The organism is Paucibacter sp. B51 (assembly GCF_027863535.1).
GTDB lineage: Bacteria > Pseudomonadota > Gammaproteobacteria > Burkholderiales > Burkholderiaceae_C > Paucibacter_A > Paucibacter_A aquatilis.
On the sequence record NZ_JAPIVN010000001.1, the window covers coordinates 2267999 to 2293158 of the forward strand.

Sequence of the window (25160 nt, forward strand, 5' to 3'; positions counted from 1 at the left end):
GCGGAGAATGCAGCCATCTGTGTTTCGGACAAGAAGGGGGAAGACGATGGCCTATTACCTGTTGACCTGGTTGATGGTGGGGCTGCTGGCTGCGCTCTGGTCGCTGGCCAGCTGGGCCTTTCACAGCCTGGCGGTGTGGACCGTGACCGCCCTGGGCTCGCAAGCGGAAGGGTTGCCCACCCTGGGTGCCCGCCTGTCCGACCTGCATTTGCCGGCCTGGCTGGCGCCCTGGGTGCCCGAGGGCTTGCTGCAAGGCCTGGCCGAGTTTGTGGATCTGTTCGCGCCCCTGCTCAAGGCGGTGCTGGAGGCCATGCCCGTGCTCGGTGAATGGCTCTCGCCCTTGATCTGGGTGGGCTGGGGTCTGGGCATGTTCTTGCTCCTGCTGCTCGGTGGCGGCTTGAGCCTTTTGCTCAAGCTGATGCAGAGCAAGGCGGCCAGCTTGGCCCCGCCGCGTTCGTTGCCTTCGGCTTGAAGTGCACCGGACTGCATCACATCTGAATTTGGAGGACTGAGACCATGAAACGCATTGCCTTGTTTCTATTGACCAACCTCGGCGTCATGCTGGTGTTGGGCCTGGCGGTCCACCTGCTCGGGCTGAACCGCTTCTTGCATGCCAACGGGCTGGACTTGACCACGCTGCTGGGCTTTGCCCTGGTGATGGGCTTTGGCGGCGCCTTCATCTCGCTCTTGATCAGCAAGCCCATGGCCAAATGGACCACGGGCGTGCAGATCATCAACCAGTCGAACGACACCACCCACATCTGGCTGGTGACCACGGTGGAGCGCTTCGCCGAGAAAGCCGGCATCGCCACGCCCGAGGTCGGCATCTACGAGGGTGCGCCCAATGCCTTCGCCACCGGCGCCTTCAAGAACTCGGCCCTGGTGGCGGTGTCCACCGGCCTGCTGCAGTCCATGACGCGCGAAGAAGTGGAGGCGGTGATCGGCCACGAGGTGGCCCATGTGGCCAACGGCGATATGGTGACCATGGCGCTGATCCAGGGCGTCATGAACACCTTTGTGGTCTTCCTCTCGCGCATCGTGGGTTACTTCGTCGACAAGATCGTCTTGCGCAACCAGAACGACGGCCCCGGCATCGGCTATTACGTCACCACCCTGGTGATGGACCTGCTGCTCGGTGTGGTCGCGGCCCTGATCGTGGCCTGGTTCTCGCGCCAGCGCGAGTTCCGTGCCGATGCCGGCGCCGCCCAGCTGATGGGTCGCAAGCAGCCCATGGTCAATGCCCTGGCGCGCCTGGGCGGCCTGGACCCGGGCGAGATGCCCAAGGCCATGCAGGCCATGGGCATCAGCTCGCGCCCCGGCGGCATGCTGGCGCTGTTCTCCAGCCACCCGCCGATGGAGCAGCGCATCGCCCGCCTGCAGCAATCGGTCTGAGTCATCACCCATCCATCTGGTTTCAAGGATCAAGCACCATGAGCGCACAACATATGCTGGAACAGCTGTTCAAGTCGGGCCTGAGCCTGCTGGACGGCAAGAGTGGCGGCCGAGGGCCGGATTGGGGGCAGATCGGCGGCGGCGCCGCGGCGGGCGGTGCGCTGGGTCTGCTGCTGGGCAGCAAGCGCGGCCGCAGCTTTGGTGGCAAGGCGCTCAAATACGGCAGCCTTGCGGCCCTGGGCGCGGTGGCGTACAAGGCCTACCAGTCCTGGCAGGCTCAGCAGGCCCAACAAGGGCAGCAGCAACAGCCGCCTGCAGCGCAACCGGCAGCCTTGGCCGCCCCATCGCAGAACCCGGCGCCCCAGGAGCAGCATGGCCGGGCCTTGCTGCAGGCCATGATCGGGGCGGCCAAGGCCGACGGCCATCTCGATGCCCGGGAGCGCGGTCTGCTGGAGACCGAGTTGCAGCGCCTGCAGGCCGAACCGGCCCTGCGCCAGTGGATGGAGGCCGAACTCGCGCGCCCGCTGGATCCGGCTCAGGTGGCGCAGGCTGCCAGCAGCCCGGAGCTGGCTGCCGAGATGTACCTGGCCAGTCTGCTGGTGGCCGACGAAACCAGCTTCATGGAACGGGCCTACCTCGACGAATTGGCGCGCCAGCTGCGCCTGCCTTCCGGCTTGAAAGCCGAGCTTGAAGCCCAGGCCCTTGTGAGCTGAGCGGCGGCGTGCTCAGGCGAACAGCTCGGGCCGCAGCGGCAGCTCGCGAATCCGCCGGCCGGTCAGTGCAAACAAGGCGTTGACCACGGCCGGCGCGATCGGCGGCGTGCCCGGCTCACCGACTCCACCCGGCGCCGCGCTGCTGGGCACGATGTGCACCTCGATATGCGGCATCTGTGCCAGGCGCACGGCCTCGTAGTCGGGGAAATTGCTTTGTTCGATGCGGCCGTTTTTCAGCGTGATCTGGCCGAACAAGGCGGCGGACAGGCCGTAGACGATGGAGCCCTGCATCTGGGCTTCGACCGTGTCGGGGTTGACGACCACGCCGCAGTCGAGGGCGCAGACCACTCGATGCACCCGCGGCTGCCCATCCTGCAGCGACACCTCGGCCACCTGGGCACACCAGGAGCCAAAGCTCTCATGCACGGCGATGCCGCGGGCCCGTCCCGCCGGCAAGGGCTGACCCCAGCCGGCCTTGGCCGCGGCCAGCTCCAGCACCGCGCGGTGGCGCGGCTTGTCAACCAGCAGGGCGCGGCGGAACTCGAAGGGGTCTTTTTTTGCGGCGTGGGCCAGTTCGTCGATGAAGCCCTCGGTGAAGAAGGCGTTGTAGGAATGGCCGACGCTGCGCCAGGAGCCAATCGGCACCGGTGTTTTCACCCGCAGCTGGCGCACGCTCAGGTTCGGTATGGCGTAGGGCAGGTCGAAAGCGCCTTCGATCTGGTTCTTGTCGGGCGAGTCCGCCGCCATCGAGGGCAGCAGGCGCTCGGTCGTGGCCAGGCCGATGGACGGTGCGGCCACGCGGTTCAGCCAGGCCTGGGGGTGGCCTTGCGCATCGAGCGCGGCGCTGAAGCTGGCCATGGCGACGGGGCGGTACATATCGTGCTGCATGTCCTCCTCGCGCGACCACACGAGCTTGACCGGCCGGCCTTGGGCCTGCATGGCCAGCAGCACCGTCTCTTCGACCATGTCCAGCTCCAGGCGGCGGCCGAAGCCGCCACCGAGCAGGGGCACATGCAGCGTCACATGGTCGCTGTCGACGCCGGCCACCTGGGCGGCCTTCCAGCGTGCCAGTGATGCCACCTGTGTGCCGCACCATACCGTCAAATGGCCGCCCTTGAACTGGGCCGTGCAGTTGATCGGCTCCATGGCGGCGTGGGCCAGGAACGGGGCTCGATAGAGCGCGTCCAACTGGTGCTCGGCCTGCTGCAAAGCGGCCTCGGCGTCGCCAAGCTGGCGGAAGCCGCTGCCCTTGTCCTTGCTGTCCAATGCCTGCTTGAGCTGACGGTCGATCTGAGCGGAATCGAGTTGGGCGTTGGGGCCTTCGTTCCACTCGATGTCGAGCGCATCGAGCGCCTGCTTGGCGCGCCAGTAGCGATCGGCCAGCACCACCACCGCGCGTTCCTGCAGCACGATCACATCGGCCACGCCACGGCGGGCCTTGGCTGCGGCGCTTTCGAGCTTGTGGACCTTGCCGCCCAGCACCGGGCAGTGGCGGATGGCGGCGTAGAGCAGCCCGTCGGGCCGCATGTCGATGCCGAACTGCGCCTGGCCATTGACCTTGGCCGGAATGTCGGTGCGCGGCATGGGCTTGCCGATCAGGCGGAACTGGCTCGGGGTTTTGAGGGTCAGGTCTTGCCGCGGGCTGATCCGGGCGGCGTCCGGCGCCAGCTCGCCAAAGCCGGCCTGGCGCCCGCTGGCCGGGTGGCGAACCACCCCGGCTTGCACCTGGCAGCTTTCCGGTGTCACGTTCCAGCGCTGTGCTGCGGCATCGAGCAGCATGGCCCGCGCGGTGGCACCGGCCAGGCGCAGGGGCTCCCAGGCATCGCGGATGCTGGAGGAGCCGCCGGTGATCTGCAGGCTCAGCAGGTAGCCGACGCGCTGCATGGAGCGCCGGGCCAGGTTCGCCAGCAGGCTGTCATCGTCAGCGCTGAAGGGCAGGACATTCACCATCACCGCCGTGTTGGCGTAAATCTGCGCCAGCGGTGCTTGTTCGGTGCTGACCTGCTTCCAGTCGGCGTCCAGCTCCTCGGCCACCAGCATGGCCAGGGCCGAGTGCACGCCTTGGCCCATCTCGGCGCGCGGTGAGGCGACGATGACCCGGCCGTCCGGCAGGATCTTGACCCAGCCGTTCAGCGCGACCTGGCCCGGCTCGGTCGGCAGCTGGGCTTTGTCACCCAGGCGAGAGGCGGGCGAGGGCGCCGTGGTCAAGCCCATGCCGAGCAGCACGCCACCGCCCAGCAAGCCACCGGCAATCAGAAAGCCGCGGCGCTTCATGCGGAGGCACTCCCGTTCAGTTGCTGGGCGGCCAGATGGATGCCCGCTCGAATGCGCTGGTAGGTGCCGCAGCGGCAGAGGTTGTTGATGCCGGCGTCGATGTCGGCATCACTGGGCTTGGCATTGCTGCGCAGCAGCGCGGCCGCGGCCATGATCATGCCGCTCTGGCAGTAGCCGCATTGCGGCACCTGCAGCTGCACCCAGGCCGCTTGCAGGGCGGCGGTGATGCGGTCGGGCTCGGCCTCTATGGTGCGGATCTTGGTGCCTTCGAGGGCCGAAATGGGCATCACGCAGGAGCGGGTGGCCACGCCGTCCACGCTCACGGTGCAGGCGCCGCAGCTGGCCACGCCGCAGCCAAATTTCGTGCCGGTCAGGCCCAGCTCGTCACGCAGCACCCAGAGCAGGGGCGTTTCGGGCTCGATGTCCAACCGTAGGTCCTGGCCGTTGACGTTCAAGGAGATGCTCATAGGGGAGACTCCAGGGAGGATCAGCGAATCGTGATCGGGATGGTCACTGGCCCGTCATTGAGCAGGCTGACCTTCATGTCGGCGCCGAACTCGCCGGCTTCCACCCGGGGGTGCAGGCGCCGTGCGGCTTGCAGGCAGTGGTCATACAAGCGCCGCCCCTGCTCGGCGCCGGCCGCGCCGGTGAAGCTGGGGCGGTTGCCGCTGCTGCAATCGGCGGCCAGGGTGAACTGCGAGACGATCAGCAGGCCGCCGGCGATGTCTTGCACGCTGCGGTTCATCTTGCCGGCCTCGTCACTGAAGACGCGCAGCTTGAGCACCTTGGCAATCAGCTTGTCGACCTGCGCCTCGCTGTCGCCCGGCTCGGCGCAGACCAGCATCAGCAGACCCGGTCCGATGGCGCCGGTGATGTGGCCTTCCACTTCCACCTGGGCGTGTTGCACGCGTTGCAGCACGGCGATCATGGCTTCAACTCCATCTGGCTTTCATCTTGTGGGTCATCAAAATGTGCTTCCACATCGCTGGGCAGCAGCTGGATGCTGGCGCGCAAGCCGGGCACGGCGTCCATCAGCGCGCGCTCCAGCGCATTGCGCTCGGCCGCGGCCTGGCCCAGGCTCCAGCTGGCGGGCATGTGCATGTGCAGGTCGATGTAGCGGCGCTGGCCGGCGCTGCGGCTGGCGATGTGGTCAAAGCGGATGTGCTGGGCCTGGGCGAAGCGGTCCAGCACCGCTTGCACGGCCTGCCGCTCTTCGGGGTCCAGGGCCGGGTCCATCAGGCCGTGGCTGGACTTCCAGACCAGGTGCACGCCCTCGCGCAAGATGTTGAGGGCCACGGCGGCGGCCAGCAGCGGGTCCAGCCACTGCCAGCCGGTCAGCATGACACCGAGCAGGCCCAGCATCACGCCTGCCGAGGTCCAGACATCGGTGAACAGGTGTCGTGCATCGGCCTCCAGGGCCATGGAGCGGTGCTCGCGCGCCTTCTTCAGCATGGCCCAGGCCAGGCCGCCGTTCAAGGCCGAGCTGATCACCGCCAGGGCCACGCCCAGGCCCAGGCCCTCGACCGGCTGCGGGTCCAGCAGGCGGTGAACCGAGGCCCAGATGATGCCCAGGCCGGCGGCGATGATGAGCACGCCTTCAAAGCCGCTGGAGAAATATTCGGCCTTGTGGTGGCCAAATGGATGCTCGGCATCCGGCGGCTTGGCCGCCACCGTGACCATGGCCAGGGCGAAGATGGCGCCGGCCAGGTTGACCAGGGATTCCAGCGCATCGGCGGCCAGGCTGACGGAATCGGTCCACCACCAGGCGCCGGTTTTCAGGGCGATGGTCACCAGGGCAACGGCGATGGACAGCTTCAGGTAGGAGGCGACTTGCATGGCCCGCATTGTGGCGGGCTTCCGCTGAAGCGCGGCTGAATGGTGCGGCGCTTCAAACCTACAATCGCGCCAGTTTCAACCCCTGCCTGCCGAGCGCCCGCCGCCATGACGAACGACACGACCGCCACCTCCAGCACCGATGTGGCCCATATTGCCCCGCGCGAGAAGGCCGAGATCCTGTCTCAGGCGCTGCCCTACATCCGCAAGTACCACGGCAAGACCATCGTCATCAAATACGGCGGCAACGCCATGACCGACCCGGAGTTGCAGAAAGACTTCGCCGAGGATGTGGTGCTGCTCAAGCTGGTGGGCTTGAACCCGGTGGTGGTGCACGGCGGCGGCCCGCAGATTGAAGGCCTGCTGAGCAAGCTGGGCAAGAAGGGCCATTTCATCCAGGGCATGCGCGTCACCGACCAGGAGACCATGGATGTGGTCGAGTGGGTGCTGGCCGGTGAGGTGCAGCAGGACGTGGTGGGCCTGATCAATGCCGCCGGTGGCAAGGCCGTGGGCCTGACCGGCCGCGACGGTGGCCTGATCCGCGCCAAGAAGCTGATGATTCAGGACAAGGACGATCCGAGCAAGGAGCACGACATCGGCCAGGTCGGCGACATCGTCTCCATCGACCCCAGCGTGGTCAAGGCCTTGCAGGACGACCAGTTCATCCCCGTGGTCAGCCCCATTGGTTTTGGCGAGCACAACGAGAGCTACAACATCAACGCCGATGTGGTGGCGGCCAAGCTGGCCACCGTGCTGCGTGCTGAAAAGCTCTTGATGCTGACCAATATCCGCGGCGTGCTGGACAAGGAAGGCCAGCTGCTGACCGAGCTGACCCCGCGCCGCATCGACGAGCTGGTGGCCGACGGCACCATCAGCGGCGGCATGATCCCCAAGATCGCCGGCGCCATCGACGCGGCCAAGAGCGGCGTCAACGCGGTCCACATCATCGACGGCCGCGTGCCGCATGCGATGTTGCTCGAGATCCTGTCGGATCAGGCTTACGGAACAATGATTCGGTCTCACTGAGACCGAAGGCTTGTTCCGCGTCTGACCGAAGGGAAGACTTGCAATGATTCGGTCTCACTGAGACCGAAGGCTTGTTCCGCATCTGACCGAAGGGAAGACTTGCCATGATCCGGTCGCACTGTGCTTGAACCACTCAGCTGTGTCGTGAACGAGCGCCGCGCGCCCCAGGTCTGGTTCTTCGACCTCGACAACACCTTGCACAACGCCTCGGCCCATGTGTTCGGGGCGCTCAATGTGGCGATGAACGAGTACATCGTCCGCCACCTGGGGGTGCCAGGCGATCAGGCCGCTGAGCTGCGTTCGCGGTACTGGCACCGTTACGGCGCCACGCTGCTGGGCCTGGTTCGCCACCACGGCGTGTCGGCCGCGCATTTCCTGGCCGAAACGCATGCGCTGCCGGGCATGGAGCCGGGCTTGCACAGCCATGCCCATGACCTGGCCGCCTTGCGCCGCCTGCCCGGGCGCAAGTTCCTGCTGACCAATGCGCCGCTGGACTATGCCTTGCGCGTGCTGCACACCTTGGGCATGGCGCGCGACTTTGAGGCCGTGATCGCGGTGGAGCAGATGCGCATGTTCGGCCAGCTGCGGCCCAAGCCGGATGCGCGCATGTTCCGCCACCTGCTGGCGCGTTTGAAACTGCAGCCCGGCCAATGCATTCTGGTGGAAGATACTTTGGTGCACCAAAAAGCGGCGCGCCGCGTGGGCATGTCCACGGTCTGGATGCAGCGCTGGCTGAAGCGCGCCGCCACCGAGCCGGGCGCACAGCAGCCGCTGCGCCGCCGCCCGGGCTATGTCGACCGTCGGGTGCGCAGCCTGCAAACCCTGCTTCGCTGAAGCGTCGCCCCGGCGCTGCTCCTCGTGCATGCCGCTGGAATCCGGCGTCATGTCTGGCTGGCTTGCCTATCCCAAGGATGTGGGATGTGAGGCGGCCCAGCCCTAGGGGCTTGCCGCATTGGCCGCGGCGGGCGAGGGCGTGCAGAATGGTTCGGCGCAACCCGGATCTTCCATGCCCAATTTCTCTGTCCTGATCGTCGAAGACCAGCTCAGTTTCCGCGATGCCTTCACCCGCTCCCTGGCTTCGGTGTCGGACATCAAGCTGGTGGGCATCGCCACCGACCTGGCCCAGGGCCGCAGCCTGTTCGACCGCCTGCTGCCCGATGTGCTGCTGGTGGACCTGGACCTGCCCGGCGGCAGCGGCATCGAGCTGATCCGCCACGCCGCCCAGACCCGGCCACAGTGCGAGGTCATGGTGATCTCGGTGTTCGGTGACGAGCAGCATGTGCTGTCCAGCATCGAGGCCGGCGCCACCGGCTACCTGCTCAAGGATTCCCTGGCCCTGGACTTGCCGGAGCAGCTGCGCTGCCTGCGCGCCGGCGGCAGCCCGATCAGCCCGGTCATCGCCCGCCGCCTGTTGCTGCGCCTGGCGCCGGCCCTGCCGCAAGGTGCCGCGGCCTCGGCGACGGCCGGATCGGCCCACCACCCGCCGGCCTCGGACGAAGACGCGGTGGCCCTGTCCGAGCAGGAATCCAAGGTCCTGCACCTGGCCGCCAAGGGCTTCACCTTCGACGAAATCGCCAAGTTCATGCAGGTCTCGCCGCACACGGTGATGACCTATGTGAAGCGGGTGTACCGCAAGCTCCATGTGCGATCCAAGGTGGAGGCGATCTACGAAGCACGACGCCTGGGCTGGCTGCGCGACTGAGCGCGGCGCTGACATCAGGAGCGGCCCCGGGCTGTGCCAGAATCGGCCGCGCGCTGGGTGCAAGCAGGCCCGGATCGCTGATTTCTCTGCCGTACCGTCTGCTCTTGCGGCCCTCAGCGGCCGGCCACTTCTTTCAAGCAATCGACCGATGTCAGCCTCCGTGCCCGAATCCACTGCCGTGCCCGTCGATGCGCCATCGGCCGAATCCTCCGATCCCGTGACTGCCGCCCCGCCGGCCCGCAAGCGGCCCCGCCCGGGCGAGCGGCGCGTGCAGATCCTGCAGACCCTGGCCGGCATGCTGGAGCAGCCCGGTGCCGACCGCGTCACCACCGCGGCCCTGGCGGCCAAGCTCGAGGTCAGCGAAGCGGCGCTGTACCGCCATTTCGCCAGCAAGGCGCAGATGTTCGAGGGCCTGATCGAGTTCATCGAGGGCAGCGTCTTTTCGCTGGTCAACCAGATCATCGAGCGCGAAGGTTCGGGCACCGCCCAGGCTCAAAAAATCGTCGCCGTGCTCTTGCAGTTCGGCGAGCGCAACCCCGGCATGACCCGGGTGATGGTGGGCGATGCCCTGGTCTACGAGAACGAGCGCCTGGTCGCGCGCATGAACCAGTTCTTTGATCGCATCGAGAGCTCGCTGCGCCAGGTCTTGCGCGCTGCTGCCGAGGCCAATGGCAGTAGCACGCCGACGGTGGAGGCCAATGCCCAAGCCTCGGTGCTGGTCAGCTTCATCATCGGCCGCCTGCAGCGCTATGCCCGCTCGGGCTTCAAGCGCAGCCCGATCGAGCAGATGGAAGCGGCGCTGCGCATGTTGGCGCGCTGAGTTGAGGTTGGGGCGCGAAGGCGCTGGCAGCCGGGGCGGCCGCGGCGCGCCCTTAAACTGCCCGCATGTCTCTGCTCGATTCGCTCTCTCCGGACAGCCCCTTGAACCGCCTGCTCAGCCGCGCCGAAGCGCTGCTGGGTCGGCTGGAGGCCGTCTTGCCTCAGTCCTTGGCCGCGCCCGACTGGCAGGCCGCTGCGGCCTTCCGCTACCGCCGCCGACGCGGCGCGCCGGTGCTGGAGCCGGTGCGCCATGCCGCCAGCATCCAACTCGATGATTTGCTGGAGGTCGAGCCGCAAAAAGCTCGCCTGCGTCAGAACACCGAACAGTTTGTGCAGGGCCGGCCGGCCAACAATGTGCTGCTGACCGGCGCGCGCGGCACAGGTAAGAGTTCGCTGATCAAGGCCGTACTCAACGAATACGCGCCGCAGGGCTTGCGCCTGATCGAGGTGGACAAGAACGACCTCGTCGACCTGCCGGATCTCGTCGACCTGGTCGCCGAGCGGCCCGAGCGTTTTGTGATCTTCTGCGACGACCTCAGCTTCGACGAAGGCGAGCTGGGCTACAAGGCGCTCAAGTCCATGCTGGATGGCTCCATCGCCGCCGCCAGCGACAACGTGCTGATCTACGCCACCAGCAACCGCCGCCACCTGCTGCCCGAGCAGATGCGCGACAACCTGGGTTACCGCCATACCGATGATGGCGAGGTGCACCCGGGCGAGGCGGTGGAGGAAAAGATCTCTCTGTCCGAGCGTTTCGGCCTGTGGCTGAGCTTCTACCCCTTCAGCCAGGACGAGTACCTGGCGATTGCCGCGCAATGGTTGCGTTACTACGGCCTGGACGAGGCGCAGATTGCCGCGGCGCGCCAGCCGGCCCTGGTCTGGGCGCTGGAGCGCGGTTCGCGCTCGGGCCGGGTGGCGGCCCAGTTTGCGCGCGATCTGGCCGGGCGCGGCGCGCCGGCCCAGGAGGCACCGGCCGTGATTGCGGGCCATGCACCGGAGGGCCTGGATCATGTCTGAGTCCCTGACCGGAATGGCGCCCACCGACCGCGTGCCGGTCGAGGTGGCCGTGGGCGTTTTGGTCGAGCGCGATGCGCAAGGCCGGGAAGGGCGCTTCCTGCTGACTTCGCGCCCTGAGGGCAAGGTCTACGCCGGTTACTGGGAATTCCCGGGCGGCAAGCTGGAGGCCGGCGAGACGGTGGAGCAAGCCCTGCGCCGCGAGTTGCAAGAAGAACTGGGCATCACCATCGGTGCGGCCCAACCTTGGCAAGAGCTGGTGATGGACTACCCCCATGCCCGCGTGCGCCTGCATTTCTGCAAGGTCTTCGACTGGCAGGGCGAGTTCCAGATGCGCGAGCAGCAGACCATGGCCTGGCAGGCGCTGCCGGTCGAGGTGCGGCCGGTGCTGCCGGGCACGATTCCGGTGCTGGACTGGTTTGCCGCCGAGCGTTCGCACATCGGCCCCACGCACCAGGTCTGAGCCGGCCCGCCACTACACTGCTGCGCATGACTGACGACTGGCTGGATCAAATCAAATGGGATGCCGACGGGCTGCTGCCCGTGATCGCGCAGGAGCGCGACAGCGGCGATGTGCTGATGTTCGCCTGGATGAACCGCGAGGCCTTGCGCCGCACGGCCGCCCAGGGCGAGGCGGTGTACTGGAGCCGTTCGCGCCAGAAGTTCTGGCACAAGGGCGAGGAATCCGGCCACACCCAGACCGTGCATGAGATGCGCCTGGACTGTGACAACGATGTGCTGCTGCTCAAGATCACGCAGAACGGGCACACCCCCGGCATCGCCTGCCACACCGGGCGCCACAGCTGTTTCTTCCAACGTTTTGACAAGGGGGCCTGGGTGGCGGCGGACGCCGTGCTCAAGGACCCGGAGCGGATTTACAAATGAACCCGTCCTCGCAAGGCAATGACGTCCTGGCCAAGCTGGCCGCCGTGATCGAGTCGCGCAAGCCCGCCAACGGCGGCGACCCGGCCACCAGCTATGTGGCCAAACTTTTCGACAAGGGCCTGGATGCCATCTTGAAAAAGGTTGGCGAAGAGGCCACCGAAACCGTCATGGCCGCCAAGGATGGCGATGCGCAGAAGGTGGTCTATGAGGTCGCTGATCTTTGGTTCCACTCCATCATTGCGCTCTCGGCCTTTGGACTGAAGCCGGCCGATGTGCTGAACGAGTTGGCGCGTCGTGAAGGTCTGTCGGGCCTGCAGGAGTTTGCGGCTCGGGGCCAGAAATCCAAGGCCGAGGAGGAACCCAATGACTGAGGACACACAGAACGATGCCACGGTGCTGCTCGATCCTCAACGGGAGCAGAGCCTGCGCACCGTCGGCTTGATCAGCTACCTCTTGCATACCGTGGTGGCGGTCGGGGCCGTCTTGCCCGGGGTACAGGCCAGTGTGCTGCTCTTGCTGGTGGCCGTGGCCATCGACCTGATCAAGCGCGATGACGCGGCCGGCAGCTGGCAAGCCAGCCATTTCAGCTGGCGCCTGCGTTCGGTGGCCTGGGCCGGCTTTTTCTATCTGCTGACCTCGCCCTTGTGGTTGTTGCTGGTGGTGCCGGGCTGGATCGCCTGGGCGCTGGTGTCGATCTGGTTCCTGTACCGTGTCGTCCGAGGTTGGCTGGCCATGAACGCGGCTCGCAGCATCGTCTGAGGGGCCCAGGCCTCGCGGGGTTCCAGGTTTTTGTCAGCCCGTTTTTCGTTTTTCGAGTTTGCTTACAACCATGTCACACGATCCCAACTGCCTGTTCTGCAAGATCGTCGCCGGCCAGATTCCCAGCCGCAAGGTCTATGAAGATGAGCACATCCTGGCCTTTCATGACATCCATCCCTGGGCCCCGGTACACATCCTTTTGATCCCCAAGCAGCACCTGTCCTCTCTGGCAGAGGCGACCGATTCGCATGCCGAGGTGCTGGGTCGTATGACAGTGCTGGCGCCAAAATTGATGCGCGAGCTGGGTGTCACAAATGGTTTTCGAACTGTCATCAACACGGGCGCCGATGGCGGCCAAGAGGTCTACCACCTGCACATGCATGTCATGGGCGGGCCGCGCCCCTGGTCCAAGGGCTGAGCCCGGCCAAAGCCGCGCTCGCAGAACTGTCATGTGCGCCAACTAGAATGACAGCTTCCATCTCAGGAGAAAAATAATGGGTTCTTTCAGCATCTGGCACTGGCTCATCGTGCTGCTGATCGTGATTGTGGTCTTCGGCACCAAGAAGCTGAAGAACGTGGGTTCCGATCTGGGTTCGGCCGTCAAGGGCTTCAAGGACGGCATGAAGGATGGCGCCGGCAGCGATGCCACCGCCGCCGCGCCTGCGCAGCAAGTCGCCAACGCCGCCAAGGCGAACGACGCCAACACGGTCGACGTCGAAGCCAAGACCAAGTCTTGAGCCTTGACGCGCCACGCTCTGGTTTGTTTTTCGTCTTGCTCTCCATTTCACGCAGGCCTTTTGAGCGCCTGCGACTCGCATGATTGACTTTGGATTTGACAAGCTCGCCCTGATCGGTGGTGTGGCTCTGATCGTCATCGGCCCCGAGCGCCTGCCGCGCGTGGCGCGGACTATCGGCCATTTGATCGGCAAGGCGCAGCGCTATGTGTCCGACGTCAAGGCGGAGGTCAACCGCTCCATGGAGCTGGAAGAACTCAAGAAGATGCGCACCGAAATGGAGACGGCAGCGCGGGAGGTGCAGGACACGGTGCAGCAGGAGATCAACTCCGCCACCCAAGCCTTTGACCAGACCTGGGCCGATGTCAGTGGCCGCAACATCGGATCCACAGACGCTGAGTCCGGCCTGCCTAGCTACCGACATCCGAAGAAGAACTGGCGGGTCAAGCGCGGCGCGACCCCGCAGTGGTACAAGCAACGCCAAGGCGTGCGCCGCCATGCTCAGTCCGGTGCCGCCCGTGTGGCGCGTTTCCGCCCCAGTCCTGCCCGCCGATTTCCATGACCGATTCCCACAAGCCCGAGGATGAACTCGCGGGCACCGAGCAGCCTTTTGTCTCCCACCTGATCGAGCTGCGCGACCGTCTGGTCAAGGCCAGTTTGGCGGTGCTGGTGGTGTTCGGTCTTCTGGCCTTCTATCCCGGCCCGGCTGCCCTGTATGACTTGCTGGCCGCACCCTTGGTGGCGCAGCTGCCCAAAGGCACGACCCTGATCGCCACCAACGTCATCTCGCCCTTCCTGGTGCCCTTGAAGATCACCTTGCTGGCTGCCTTCCTGGTGGCTTTGCCGATCGTGCTGTACCAGGTCTGGGCCTTTGTGGCGCCGGGCCTGTATTCCCATGAGAAACGTTTGGTCCTGCCTCTGGTGTTCTCCAGCACCTTGCTGTTCATGGTGGGCGTGGCGTTCTGCTATTTCTTCGTGTTCGGCCAGGTGTTCAAGTTCATCCAGAGCTTTGCGCCCAAGAGCATCACCGCGTCGCCTGACATCGAGGCGTACCTGAGTTTCGTGATGTCCATGTTCATTGCCTTCGGCGCCGCCTTCGAGGTGCCCGTGGTGGTGGTGGTGCTGGCTCGCATGGGCCTGGTCTCGGTGGAGAAGCTGCGCGATTTCCGCCAGTACTTCATCGTCCTGGCCTTCGTGATCGCCGCCGTGATCACCCCGCCCGATGTGGTCTCGCAGCTGGCCTTGGCCATTCCCATGTGCATCCTGTACGAGTTGGGCCTGTTCGCCGCCAGCTACTTCATCCGCTACTCCAAGGCGCCGGACAGTCCGGAAGGGACATCTTGATCGGATTGGATTTGCCAAGAAAGCGCTCTCCGGAGCGCTTTTTCTTTGCTGCTGCATGTCTGTGCAGTGGCTGAATTCGGCACTTTGCGGTCGTCCCTTGCGCTGATCGCTCACGCTGCGGTGGCTCGGCCCGCCGCCGGGCTCATGGTTCGCGGGTCGGCTCTTTGAGCCGACTCCCCTCGGTGCTCACTGCGCGGCTCAGCGGCGCCAAACTCCCTTCGCTCGCTGCGCTCACTGTGGTCAAACAGTGGCGCCGAGTCAGTTCTTGAAGCGCGCGGGTACGCGCGCCTGAGCCGCTCCGCTGCGCGCTCGGCCGCGCACAAATCGCCCATCGGCGGGCCGAGCCACCTCCGGATTCGGCGTGTTCCACCGTGGATGAGGCACGTCGACCGCGATGCAAGCGCCCTGCAGCCCGTGCCGCTGCCGGGCGATTTGTGCCGGGCCGAGCAGCACAACGCCTCGGGGCGCGCACGTACTCGTGCGCTTCAAGTTCTGACTTGGCGCTTCTGTCTGAACGCAGCGAACGCAGGGAGCGAAGTGAGTTATGCGCCAGCCCCGAGGCGCGAGAAGCGCAGGGAAGTCGGCCCGTCAGGGCCGACCCCGGAACCATGAGCCCGGTGGCGGCACGGGCTGCAGGGCCTCACGAGCAAAACCAAAGGCTGCTTCGTGCCGTTTGCAGCAGCACAACCTTGATTCGAGGACCTGTTTGGGCGTCTGCCGCCTCTCCATTCGTGCACAGGGGCTATTCAGAATTGTTTAATCAATCGATTGATTAAATTGACTATCATGCCTGCCATGTCCAAATCAAACAAAGCGAATCAGAGCGAGGAAGGACCCGGCCGTCGGGAGAGGCTATTGACCGAAGCCAGCCGGATTTTCGCGATCAAAGGCTTCGACAAGGCCAGCACGCGGGAGATTGCCCTGGCGGCCGGGGCGAACATCGGCTTGATCGCCTATTACTTCGGGGACAAGCTGGGTTTGTATCGCGAGGTGATGATGCGGCCCGTGGCCGATGTGATCGCCCGTATCCCGGAGGCCGATGCCAGTGTTCCCTTGCGCGAGTGGCTGGAAAGCTTTTACGGCGCATTTCTGCAACCCTTGCAACTGGATGAGGAGGCCTTGGCCAGCCTGCTCCGTCTGTGCGGGCGCGAAATGATCGAGCCCAGCGCGGTGTATCAGGAGATCTGTGCCGAATACATCGCGCCGCGCCACACCGAGTTGGTGCAGATGCTGGCGCTGCGATGTGGCGCGCAGGAAATCGACACCGAGCTGCACCAACTGGCCTTCGGCTTGGTTGCCCTGGCCCAGGACTACTGGATGTCGGCGGACCATATGGAGGCCATGGTACCGGGCATGGTGCGCAGCCCCGGCGCTTATGAGCGGGTGCTGGGCCGCCTGGTGGGGTACGGCGAAGCGTTGATCGAACACGAACGGGCGCTGCGTCAAGCGGCTGCCAAGGCATCTGCCGCAAACCTGAATCCGCAGACATCTCGAAAAGTACGCAAAACATGACGATCGTGAAGGTGAGGATGAGAGCACAAGAGATCTCCGTCATGCCCGGCTTGCGCCTGGCCCTGTCGATGACCGCGCTGGCGGTCCTGAGTGCCTGCAGCAGCCTGGCTCCGCCGCCCGAGCTGCCCAAGCAGCTGATGCCTGAGGCCAGCCGCTGGCATGCGCCGCAGGGCCCGGCCCTGGCAGCCGAAGCCGGGGCCATGGTTTGGCAGCGGCTGAACGACAGCGTGCTCTTGCAGCTGCAAGCCCAGGCCGAGAGCGCCAACCCCAGCCTGCAGCAGGTGCTGGCCCGCGTGCAGCAGGCCCGGGCGCTGTCGCAGCAGGCCGGCAGCGCCCAGCTGCCGCAGCTCAACGCCAACGGCCTGGCCCAGCGCGGCCGGCCTGCCCAGCCCAGCGGCAGCCCGACCCAGACCCTGTCCTCCGTGAGCCTGGACAGCAGCTGGGAAATCGATCTCTTCGCTCGCGTGCGCCAGCAGGCCTCGGCCGCGCAGGCACGACTCCAGGCCAGCGAGCTCGATGCACAGGCCGCACGCTTGAGCCTGGCCGCAGAAGTGGCTCAGGCCTACCTGAACCTGCGCAGCTGCGAACGTCTGGCGCAGATCGCTCAGGCCGATGCCGCGGCCACTGCACAGCTGGCGCGGTTTGCCGCCGAGCGCCTGCGAGTCGGTTTTGAATCGGCCGCCAATGAGGCGCTCTTGCAAGCCGCGGCGGCCAATGCGGCCAATCTGGCCCTGGCCCAGCAGGCCGAGTGCGAGCTGGCCGTCAAGGGCCTGGTGGCGTTGACGGCGATGGAGGAGGGGGCCTTGCGTCAGGCTCTGCAGCCCGGTGCCGCGCAGCTGCCGGCCATCGCAGGCCTGGGCCTGGCCGTGGCTTCGGTGCCGGCCGAGGCCCTGGCCCGTCGCCCCGATCTGGCGGCCAGCCAACAGCAGGTGCTGGCCGCCTGGGCCGAGCGGGGCGCTGCTGAAGCCGCGCGTTATCCGCAGCTGCAGCTGAGCGGCAGTATTTCGCTCGCGAACTTGCGCATCGCTGGCGGCAGCGATGAAGGCCGTGGCTGGTCCTTCGGGCCCAGCCTGAGCCTGCCCCTGTTCGACGGCGGCGCGCGCAAGGCACAGGCGCAAGGCGCGCTGGCGCGCTATGACGAGGCCCTGGCCGGACACCGTCAAAGCGTGCTGCAAGCCGTGCGCGAAGTCGAAGAAGGCCTGGTGCGCCTGGACGCCGCGCGTGCTCGCGAAGCATTGGCTGAACGTGCAGCCGCCGGCTACCGCCAAAGCCTGCAGGCGACCGAGCGGCGCTGGCGCGCGGGCCTGGCCAGCGCGGCCGAGCTTGAAGACGCCCGGCGCCTGAGCCTGGGCGCCGATTCCGCTCTGGTGCAGCTGCAACGCGAGGGCCTGAGCGCCTGGGTGGCCCTGTGCCGAGCGACCGGCGCCGGTTGGGATGGCCAGGCCGCTTCGCCGGCCCTGAAGAAGAGCTCCGGGGATGCTGCATGAAGCCTGCGCGCCCGAAGCTCAAGAACGACCACACCTCTTTTTTGCCCGCGAGTCCACTGTCCATGAATCGCTCCATCTCGACCTTTTCTGTTGCCCCCGTGCTGGGCTTGCTGCTGAGCCTGAACCTGTTGCAATCCATGCCGGCCCTGGCCGCAGATGCCACGGCCAGCGCGTCGCCCTCGACCAAATCGCGCCCGGCCCTGACCGTGCAGCTGACCCAGGCCAGCAGCGCTGAATGGGAGCAAACGCTGAGCGCCCACGGCAGCGTCACCGCCTGGCAGGAGGCCATCATCGGCGCCGAGATTGCCGGCCTGCGCCTGGCCGATGTGAAGGTGCAGGTGGGTGACCGGATCAAGCGCGGCCAGCTGCTGGCCCAGCTCTCGGATGCCACCGTGCGTGCCGAGCTGGCTCAGAGCCGCGCCGCCGCGGCCGAAGCTCAGGCCCTGCTGCAAAGCGCCCAGGGCGATGCCGAGCGCGCCCGCGCCCTGCAGGCCGGAGGCAGCGGCGCCTTGAGCGCCCAGCAGCTGGCCCAGTACCTGACCGCCGAGCAGACGGCCAAGGCCCGGCTCGACTCCGCCCAGGCTAGGGTGGCCAGCGACGAGCTGCGCCTGGCCCAGACCCGCATCATCGCGCCCGATGAAGGCATCATCTCGGCCCGCCTGGCCACGGTGGGTGGGGTGGTGCAGCCGGGTCAGGAGCTGTTCCATCTGATCCGCCAGGGCCGCCTGGAATGGCGCGCCGAGCTGCCTGCCGCCGATCTGGCCCGGGTGCGCCCCGGCCTGCCGGTGCAGCTGGCGGCCGCCGATGGCAGCAAGGTGCCGGGCAAGGTGCGGGTGGTGGCGCCCACGGTCGATGCGCAAACCCGCATGGGCCTGGTCTATGTGGACCTGAGCGGCCCCGGCGCGGCGCAGCTGCGTGCCGGCAGCTTTGCGCGTGGCGAGATCCAGCTCGGTCGCGGCCAGGCGCTGAGCCTGCCGCAGTCCGCTGTGCAGCTGCGTGATGGCAACAGCTATGTCTTCCGCGTCGGCAAGGATCAGAAGGTGCAGCAGATCAAGGTCAGTACCGGTCGCCGCAACGGCGATCGGGTCGAGCTGCTCGGCGGCCTGGAGCCGGGTGCGGCCGTGGTGCAGAGCGGGGTCAGCTTCCTCAGCGATGGCGACAGCGTGCGTGTGGTGGCCGCCTCGGCTCCCGCGGCCAAGCCCTAAGCCCGCCTCGCCTCCACAGGATCAGGACTCTCACCATCATGTTGAACGTTTCTTCCGCGTCCATACGCAACCCGATTCCAGCCATTCTGCTGTTCATCATGCTGACCCTGGCCGGTCTGCTGGGCTTCCGCTGGATGAAGATCCAGAACTTTCCCGACATCGACCTGCCCACCGTCACCGTGACGGCCAGCCTGCCCGGTGCCTCGCCGGCGCAGCTGGAATCGCAGGTGGCGCGCAAGCTGGAGAACCAGCTGGCCACGCTGCAGGACGTCAAGCACATCTACACCACGATCCAGGACGGCGTGGTCATGGTCAGCACCGAGTTCCGGCTCGAGAAACCGACCCAGCAGGCGGTGGACGATGTGCGCGACGCAGTCTCGCGCGTGCGCTCCGACCTGCCGGCCGATCTGCGCGACCCGGTGATCTCCAAGATGGAGCTCAGCGGCACGCCCATCCTGGTCTACACCGTGGCGGCCGAGCGCATGGACGACGAGGCCTTGTCCTGGTTTGTCGACAACCAGGTGGCCAAGCGCATGCTGGCCGTGCGTGGCGTGGGTGCGGTCTCGCGTGTGGGCGGCGTCAGCCGTGAGGTGCGCATCGAGCTGGACCCCGCCCGCCTGCTGGCCCTGAACGCCACGGCCAGCGAAGTCTCGCGTCAGCTGCGCCAGATCCAGCAAGAGGCCTCGGGTGGCCGCAGCGACATCGGTGGCATCGAGCAGTCGGTGCGCACCCTGGCCACCGTGCAGACGGCCCAGGAGTTGGCGGCCATGGACATCATGCTCAGCGATGGCCGGCGTGTGCGCCTGGATCAGCTGGCCACGGTGCAGGACACGGTGGCCGAGCGCCGCTCGGGGGCCCAGCTTGACGGTCGGCCGGTGGTGGGCTTCGAGATCACCCGCACCCGCGGGGCTGGTGAAGTTGAGGTGGCGGCCGGTGTGGCCAAGGCGGTGGAAGAGCTGCGCGCCGCCCACCCCGAGATCCAGTTTGCCGAGGCTTTCAATTTTGTGGAGCCGGTGCAGGAGAACTACGACGGCTCCATGGTGCTGCTCTACGAGGGCGCGCTGCTGGCCATCGTCGTGGTCTGGTTCTTCCTGCGCGACTGGCGTGCCACCCTGGTGGCGGCCACGGCCTTGCCCCTGTCGGTGATCCCGGCCTTCGCCGTGATGTACTGGCTGGGCTTCACGGTCAACACGGTGACGCTGCTGTCCCTGTCCTTGGTGGTGGGGATCCTGGTGGATGATGCCATCGTTGAGATCGAGAACATCATGCGCCACCTGGCCATGGGCAAAACGCCTTACCAGGCGGCCATGGAAGCAGCCGATGAGATCGGCCTGGCCGTGATCGCCACCACCTTCACCTTGATCGCGGTCTTCCTGCCCACCGCCTTCATGAGCGGCATTGCCGGCAAGTTCTTCGTGCAGTTCGGCTGGACGGCGGCGATCGCGGTGTTTGCCTCCCTGGTGGTGGCGCGCATGCTCACGCCCATGATGGCGGCCTACATCCTCAAGCCGCTGCAGAAGGCCCATGCCGAGCCGCGCTGGCTGGCCACCTACACCCGCTGGGCGGCCTGGTGTCTGCGCCACCGTCTGATCACGCTGGGCGTGACGGCGGTGTTCACCGGAGCCTCGCTGTTCCTGGTGAGCCTCTTGCCCACCGGCTTCCTGCCGCCCGATGACCTGAGCCAGACCCAGGTCACAGTGACCCTGCCGCCCGGCAGCACCCTGGCCCAGACCACGCGCATGGCCGAGCAGGCACGGCAGATCGTGGCCGCCAACAAGCAGGTCAAGCTGATCTACACCGCCATCGGCGGCGGCAGTGCCGGCAGCGACCCCTTCGCCGGCGGAGGCGTGGCCGAGGTGCGCAAGGCCACGCTGACCCTCAATATGACGCCGCGCAAGCAGCGCCCTGGTGTCAGCAAGCAGGACATCGAGGCCCAGCTGCGCCAGGCGTTGGAGGTGCTGCCCGGTGCCCGCATCAAGGTCGGCTTTGGCGGCTCGGCCGAGAAGTATGTGCTGGTGCTGGCCGGGGAAGACGGCCGGGTGCTGGGCGAGCATGCCCAGTTGGTCGAGCGCGAGCTGCGCAGCATCCCGGGCATCGGCGCGGTCAACTCGACCTCCAGCCTGGTGCGACCCGAGCTGATCGTGCGGCCCGACTTCGCTCGCGCGGCTGACCAGGGCGTGAGCGCCGAGGCGATCGCCGACACCTTGCGGGTCGCCACCGCCGGTGACTACGACCAGGCTCTGGCCAAGCTCAACCTGGCCCAGCGCCAGGTGCCCATCGTCGTCAAGCTGCCGGCCGAGGCCCGCACCGACCTGGCCTTGCTCGCGCGCCTGCCGGTGCCCGGCAAACATGGGCCGGTGCCCCTGGGCAATGTGGCCACGCTGGAGATCGCCAGCGGACCCGCCCAGATCGACCGTTATGACCGCATGCGCAACATCAACTTCGAGATCGAGTTGAATGGCGTGCCCCTGGGCGAGGCCGAGCAGAAGGCCCTGGCCCTGCCCAGTCTCAAGAACCTGCCGCCGGGCGTGATGCAGACTTCGGTCGGCGACGCCGAGGCCATGGGTGAGCTGTTCGCCAGCTTCGGCCTTGCCATGCTGACCGGCGTGCTCTGCATCTATGTGGTGCTGGTGCTGCTGTTCAAGGACTTTGTGCAGCCGGTGACGATCCTGGCCGCGCTCGTGCTGTCCATCCCCGGGGCCTTTCTGGCGCTGTACGTCACGCACACGGCGCTGTCCATGCCGTCCATGATCGGCCTGATCATGTTGATGGGCATTGCCACCAAGAACTCCATCCTGCTGGTGGACTATGTGGTGATCGCCAGGCGCGACCATGGCATGCCGCGTTTCGAGGCCATCCTCGACGCCTGCCACAAGCGCGCCCGCCCCATCATCATGACCACCATCGCCATGGGCGCAGGCATGCTGCCCATCGCCCTGGGCCTGGGCGTGGACCCGAGCTTCCGCGCCCCCATGGCCATCGTTGTGATCGGCGGGCTGATCACCTCCACCTTCCTGAGCCTGCTGGTGATTCCGGTGGTGTTCAGCTATGTGGATGACTTGATCCAGCTGTGCGGGCGCCTGCTGCGGCGCAAGCCGCGCGCCAACGCGGCCGCAGCGACGGACCCGGCTTGAGTTTTTGCTCTCCAACCCCAGCTGAAATCCCATGCCCATTGATCCAGCCCCCGAACCCTTGTTGCCTGATGCATCGCGCCGCCGTCTGAGCCTGGGGCTCGGCCTGGGGGCGGTCCTGGCGCTCGGCGCCCTGGCGGGCTGCAAGCCCGAGGTTGCCGAGTCTGCCGCCGGCCTGGGCGAGGCGAGGGCGGCGGCGCCCCCGGCGAGTGCGCCCGAATTTGCCGAGGTCAGCGTGCCCAGCCGCCTGTTCGAGGCCCACGATCTGGACTGGCAAGACCTGGCCCGACAGCGCCCGGTGCCGGTGCGGCTGTACCTGCCGGCGGAAAGCGCGGGTGCTGCGGAGTCCACGGGCTCGGCCGCCGGCCTGCCCTTGCTGCTCTTCTCGCACGGCTTGGGCGGTTCTCGGCGGGGCTACAGCTATCTGGGTGCCTACCTGGCTTCGCAGGGGGTGGCCAGCCTCCATGTCCAGCATGTGGGCAGCGACCGCGGCCTGTGGACCGGCAACCCCTTCAGCCTGGTCGGCCGCCTCCAGGATGCCGCCAAGGAAAGCGAGGCCTTGAACCGGGTGGCCGATGTGCGCTTTGCCCTGGATCAGCTGCTGGCCAGCGAGTTCGGCGAGCGGATCGACCCGCAGCGCATTGCCGCCGCCGGGCATTCCTACGGCGCCAACACCACCATGCTGCTGGCTGGCGCGCGGGTGCAGCGCCAGGGTCAGGTCTTGCCCTTGCTGGAGCCCCGCATCAAGGCGGCCATCCTGATCTCGGCGCCGCCGTTTTACGGCGAGAGCGATCTGGCGCCCATTCTGCAGGACGTGCGCATCCCCAGCCTGCACATCACCGCCACCCAGGATGTGATCCAGGTGCCGGGCTATTACTCCGCCGCCGAGGATCGCATCAAGGTCTTCGAGGCCATGGGCGGTCCGAGCAAGGCCTTGGCCATGTTCGAAGGCGGCTCGCACAGCATCTTCACCGATCGCAGCGGCACGGGTGGCGTCAGCCTCAACCCCAAGGTCAAGGTGGCCACGCGTGAGTTGTCGCTGGCTTTTCTTGACCACGTCTTCGTCGGGCGCAAGGAGGGGCTGTCCCGCTGGAACGCGCGTTATGGAGCTCTGTTGCAACGCTGGCAGCCGGCGGCGGGCATGGCCTGAGGCGAGGCTGCGGCTGGATGCCGCGCCTTGTGCCGTTTGGCTCAGGCGGGCAGGGGATTGACTCGCAGCCCGCACGCCTGTGCGAGGCTTGGTTGGCATCGGTGTGCGGGGGTGCCGAAGCGCACTGCGCTTCACGGATGTGTCATGGCGGCTGCGCACCATCGCGGCTTTCTTTCTCCTCGACCCGAGAACGCCACGACCATGATGATGACGAACAAGAAGTCCGCCCTGACCCCACGCGGGTGCCAGGTCTTGCTGGCCAGCCTGCCCCTGCTGCTGAGCGCCTGCGGCGGCTCCGGTGATGCGCCCAGTCCGGCGCCAGTGCCTGCCCCAGCACCGGCGCCGGCACCTGCGCCAGCCGAAGCCAAGGCCTTGAAGGTCGCCCTGTTGCCTGACACCCAGGGCGGTGGTTCGAATGTGTCGGTTCACCCCATGCGTGCGCTGCTGGAGCTGTACAAGCAGCAGAAGGTCGATGTGGTTCTGGTGGTCGGCGATCTGGCTGAGAACGGGTCGGCCGCCGAGTATCGCCAATGGCGAGAGGTGGCTGAGGCCTACAAGCCTTTCTTGACCTTTCTGCCCATCATGGGCAACCACGACAACAAGGGCATGGATCAGGATTGGCATGATCTTGTCGCCGATTTCATCCCGGCCGATGCCGAGCACATGTCGGGCGCACGGAACAAGAACTACGCCGTGCTGCGCAACGGCGTGCTGCTGATCAATGTCTCTTACGGCTGGATGCCGTTCGCCTACGATTTTGTCGAGCAGACCATCCTCAAGCACAAGGCCAAGGCACGCCATATCGTGCTGCAAACCCACAACTCGTTTGTCGGCAACAAGTATGGCCTGTTGCGTGAGCGCATTGTCGAAGGCTACAAGTCGGAAGAGGGTGATGTGGCCTTCAAGGCGGTGTACGACAAATACCGCAAGCTGCTGGCCGAGCATGAGGTGGTCTATGTCTCCGGGCACGAGCATCTGTACGCGCGCAGCCTGATCCGTGATCCGGCGCAGCGCAATTTCATGCAGATCGTCTCCGGCAGTGCCTCCTACAAGGGCTACGAGAATCGCTTTGGCGAGCATGAGCTGGTGCAGAACACCTTGATGCTCAAGGCCCGCACCGAGGCCACCGGCACCTTGGATGTGAACGCATCCATCCTGGATTTCAAGGACGATGTGCTGGACTTCAAGGCCTGGTATGCCGAGCACAGCGTGATGAAAAACGAAGACGGCCCCAAGGAACTGGCCCAGCCCAAATGGCAGCTCTTCGATCGCTTCCGGCGCAGTGCGGCACGCTGCGAGAAGGTCGTCTTCCCGGCCAGTTTCCCGGTCGAGATTCAGCGCAACAACGCCTACGACACCAACTATCGCAGCAGCCCCTGCCCATCACCGCAAGGTGTATCGGCCCGCGTGCTCGACGGCGAGAACCTCACTTTCAACCGTCACGACACCCGCAGTCGCACCATGAGCGCCGAGGCCGGCAAGACCGAGGCGGCCAACAACCGCGAGATGCTGTCGCTGATGCAGCGCTATATGTTCGTGGCCCATGAAAGCTGGCGCCCGAACTTGAACAACAGCCAACGCGCGCGCCTGATCAAGGTCGGGACGCCCGACGAAGAGGTTGAGGTGCGCGCCACCACCATCGATCTGAAGAAGCAACTGATCCTGTCCTGGGAAGCCAAAGCCGAAGGCACGGTTTCCGAAGTGCTCAATGTCAGTGGCACCGCTGGCCAGGGCGGCACCTACATTGACCCATATGGTCGCAGCAAGGACATCCGCGCCAGCACCGGCCTGCCCGGTTCTTTGGGCGATGGCAGCGAGCAAGGCAAGCGACCGGTGCAACTGCCGTCCTGGGCCAGTGGCAGCTGGAGTCTGGCGGCCGATGGCCAGGGCGATCCCTTTGTGCTCGAGTTCAGCCTGCCCAAGGATGGCAAGCCGGAGCAGCTGATGCTGGCCCGCCTGGACCCGGTCAGCGGTGCTTGGCGGCCGGTCGCCACGACCGCCTGCCTGAGCCAGCGCGCCTATGTGCCAGCATTCCTGCTCGGCACGCCGCCCGATGTGGCGGCCAGCTGCTCGCTGGCCGAGGGTGTGGCCGGCTATGACGCGGCGAAGAAGGCCTTCTGGCTGCGCAGCCCGCGCGAAGGACGTTTTGCGCTGATCGCGCGCCCTTGATCGAGGGAAAG

At 66.4% G+C, this 25160-nt stretch carries 26 protein-coding genes; 22 read left to right on the forward strand and 4 right to left on the reverse strand.

Going from position 1 to position 25160, the window contains the following annotated elements:
- The first annotated feature begins 46 nt into the window (after positions 1 to 46).
- The 3 genes from OOB33_RS09625 to OOB33_RS09635 are packed head-to-tail and all read left to right on the forward strand — an operon-like array spanning position 47 to position 2105.
- Complete coding sequence (locus OOB33_RS09625; RefSeq protein WP_271008491.1) at positions 47 to 472, forward strand: hypothetical protein; 426 nt, start codon at positions 47 to 49, stop codon at positions 470 to 472.
- A 44-nt stretch (positions 473 to 516) separates the two neighbouring features.
- Positions 517 to 1392: a protease HtpX gene (gene htpX, locus OOB33_RS09630; RefSeq protein ID WP_271008492.1), complete on the forward strand. Its 876-nt coding sequence runs from the start codon at positions 517 to 519 to the stop codon at positions 1390 to 1392.
- 38 nt (positions 1393 to 1430) lie between these two features.
- Entirely contained in the window at positions 1431 to 2105 is a 675-nt protein-coding gene (locus OOB33_RS09635; RefSeq protein ID WP_271008493.1) for a tellurite resistance TerB family protein, read from the forward strand.
- Positions 2106 to 2117: 12 nt separating this feature from the next.
- Here OOB33_RS09635 and OOB33_RS09640 read toward each other — a convergent pair whose 3' ends face one another.
- From OOB33_RS09640 to OOB33_RS09655, 4 genes are read right to left on the reverse strand one after another with little or no spacing between them, the layout of a single operon-like run.
- Positions 2118 to 4379 (reverse strand): xanthine dehydrogenase family protein molybdopterin-binding subunit, encoded by a 2262-nt coding sequence (locus OOB33_RS09640; RefSeq protein ID WP_271008494.1) that lies wholly within the window; start codon positions 4377 to 4379, stop codon positions 2118 to 2120.
- Complete coding sequence (locus OOB33_RS09645; RefSeq protein ID WP_271008495.1) at positions 4376 to 4846, reverse strand: (2Fe-2S)-binding protein; 471 nt, start codon at positions 4844 to 4846, stop codon at positions 4376 to 4378. The genes OOB33_RS09640 and OOB33_RS09645 overlap by 4 nt, the downstream gene beginning before the upstream one ends.
- Positions 4847 to 4866: 20 nt before the next feature.
- Positions 4867 to 5307: a D-aminoacyl-tRNA deacylase gene (dtd, locus tag OOB33_RS09650; protein ID WP_271008496.1), complete on the reverse strand. Its 441-nt coding sequence runs from the start codon at positions 5305 to 5307 to the stop codon at positions 4867 to 4869.
- Positions 5304 to 6215, reverse strand: a complete 912-nt coding sequence (locus OOB33_RS09655; protein ID WP_271008497.1) for a cation diffusion facilitator family transporter — start codon at positions 6213 to 6215, stop codon at positions 5304 to 5306. Before OOB33_RS09655 ends, dtd begins: the two co-directional genes overlap by 4 nt.
- A gap of 105 nt (positions 6216 to 6320) precedes the next feature.
- On the opposite strand from OOB33_RS09655, the gene argB reads away from it, so the two are divergent.
- The 19 genes from argB (at position 6321) to OOB33_RS09750 (ending at position 25149) form a co-directional block, all read left to right on the forward strand.
- A complete protein-coding gene (gene argB, locus OOB33_RS09660) occupies positions 6321 to 7238 on the forward strand; it encodes an acetylglutamate kinase (RefSeq protein WP_171829219.1) in 918 nt (305 codons plus the stop codon).
- A 144-nt stretch (positions 7239 to 7382) separates the two neighbouring features.
- Positions 7383 to 8072 (forward strand): pyrimidine 5'-nucleotidase, encoded by a 690-nt coding sequence (locus OOB33_RS09665; RefSeq protein ID WP_271008498.1) that lies wholly within the window; start codon positions 7383 to 7385, stop codon positions 8070 to 8072.
- A gap of 172 nt (positions 8073 to 8244) precedes the next feature.
- The gene (locus OOB33_RS09670) at positions 8245 to 8940 is read left to right on the forward strand and encodes a response regulator (RefSeq protein WP_102769585.1); all 696 of its coding nucleotides are present in this window, start codon (positions 8245 to 8247) and stop codon (positions 8938 to 8940) included.
- Positions 8941 to 9088: 148 nt separating this feature from the next.
- Positions 9089 to 9760 (forward strand): nucleoid occlusion factor SlmA, encoded by a 672-nt coding sequence (gene slmA / locus OOB33_RS09675; protein ID WP_102767764.1) that lies wholly within the window; start codon positions 9089 to 9091, stop codon positions 9758 to 9760.
- Positions 9761 to 9825: 65 nt separating this feature from the next.
- Positions 9826 to 10776 carry an ATP-binding protein gene (locus OOB33_RS09680; protein WP_271008499.1) on the forward strand — a complete coding sequence of 317 codons (951 nt, stop codon included), beginning with the start codon at positions 9826 to 9828 and terminating at the stop codon, positions 10774 to 10776.
- Complete coding sequence (locus OOB33_RS09685; RefSeq protein WP_271008500.1) at positions 10769 to 11236, forward strand: NUDIX domain-containing protein; 468 nt, start codon at positions 10769 to 10771, stop codon at positions 11234 to 11236. Before OOB33_RS09680 ends, OOB33_RS09685 begins: the two co-directional genes overlap by 8 nt.
- Positions 11237 to 11262: 26 nt before the next feature.
- On the forward strand, positions 11263 to 11658 hold the full coding sequence (gene hisI / locus OOB33_RS09690) for a phosphoribosyl-AMP cyclohydrolase (protein WP_102767761.1): 396 nt from the start codon (positions 11263 to 11265) through the stop codon (positions 11656 to 11658).
- Positions 11655 to 12029 carry a phosphoribosyl-ATP diphosphatase gene (locus OOB33_RS09695; protein ID WP_271008501.1) on the forward strand — a complete coding sequence of 125 codons (375 nt, stop codon included), beginning with the start codon at positions 11655 to 11657 and terminating at the stop codon, positions 12027 to 12029. The genes hisI and OOB33_RS09695 overlap by 4 nt, the downstream gene beginning before the upstream one ends.
- Positions 12022 to 12417 (forward strand): DUF4870 family protein, encoded by a 396-nt coding sequence (locus OOB33_RS09700; RefSeq protein WP_102767759.1) that lies wholly within the window; start codon positions 12022 to 12024, stop codon positions 12415 to 12417. Before OOB33_RS09695 ends, OOB33_RS09700 begins: the two co-directional genes overlap by 8 nt.
- Positions 12418 to 12487: 70 nt before the next feature.
- Entirely contained in the window at positions 12488 to 12835 is a 348-nt protein-coding gene (locus tag OOB33_RS09705) for a histidine triad nucleotide-binding protein (protein ID WP_271008502.1), read from the forward strand.
- A 76-nt stretch (positions 12836 to 12911) separates the two neighbouring features.
- Positions 12912 to 13154, forward strand: coding sequence for a Sec-independent protein translocase subunit TatA (gene tatA, locus OOB33_RS09710; RefSeq protein WP_102767757.1), 243 nt, complete (start codon positions 12912 to 12914; stop codon positions 13152 to 13154).
- A gap of 79 nt (positions 13155 to 13233) precedes the next feature.
- A complete protein-coding gene (gene tatB / locus OOB33_RS09715) occupies positions 13234 to 13713 on the forward strand; it encodes a Sec-independent protein translocase protein TatB (protein ID WP_271008503.1) in 480 nt (159 codons plus the stop codon).
- The gene (tatC, locus tag OOB33_RS09720) at positions 13710 to 14495 is read left to right on the forward strand and encodes a twin-arginine translocase subunit TatC (RefSeq protein ID WP_171829211.1); all 786 of its coding nucleotides are present in this window, start codon (positions 13710 to 13712) and stop codon (positions 14493 to 14495) included. The genes tatB and tatC overlap by 4 nt, the downstream gene beginning before the upstream one ends.
- Positions 14496 to 15290: 795 nt before the next feature.
- Positions 15291 to 16007, forward strand: a complete 717-nt coding sequence (locus tag OOB33_RS09725) for a CerR family C-terminal domain-containing protein (RefSeq protein WP_271008504.1) — start codon at positions 15291 to 15293, stop codon at positions 16005 to 16007.
- 17 nt (positions 16008 to 16024) lie between these two features.
- The gene (locus OOB33_RS09730; protein ID WP_271008505.1) at positions 16025 to 17494 is read left to right on the forward strand and encodes an efflux transporter outer membrane subunit; all 1470 of its coding nucleotides are present in this window, start codon (positions 16025 to 16027) and stop codon (positions 17492 to 17494) included.
- Positions 17495 to 17556: 62 nt separating this feature from the next.
- Positions 17557 to 18699, forward strand: coding sequence for an efflux RND transporter periplasmic adaptor subunit (locus OOB33_RS09735; RefSeq protein WP_271008506.1), 1143 nt, complete (start codon positions 17557 to 17559; stop codon positions 18697 to 18699).
- A gap of 38 nt (positions 18700 to 18737) precedes the next feature.
- A complete protein-coding gene (locus OOB33_RS09740) occupies positions 18738 to 21833 on the forward strand; it encodes an efflux RND transporter permease subunit (RefSeq protein ID WP_271008507.1) in 3096 nt (1031 codons plus the stop codon).
- A 31-nt stretch (positions 21834 to 21864) separates the two neighbouring features.
- Positions 21865 to 22980: an alpha/beta hydrolase family protein gene (locus OOB33_RS09745; protein WP_271008508.1), complete on the forward strand. Its 1116-nt coding sequence runs from the start codon at positions 21865 to 21867 to the stop codon at positions 22978 to 22980.
- A 201-nt stretch (positions 22981 to 23181) separates the two neighbouring features.
- Positions 23182 to 25149, forward strand: coding sequence for a metallophosphoesterase family protein (locus OOB33_RS09750; RefSeq protein WP_271008509.1), 1968 nt, complete (start codon positions 23182 to 23184; stop codon positions 25147 to 25149).
- The last annotated feature ends 11 nt before the right edge of the window (positions 25150 to 25160 follow it).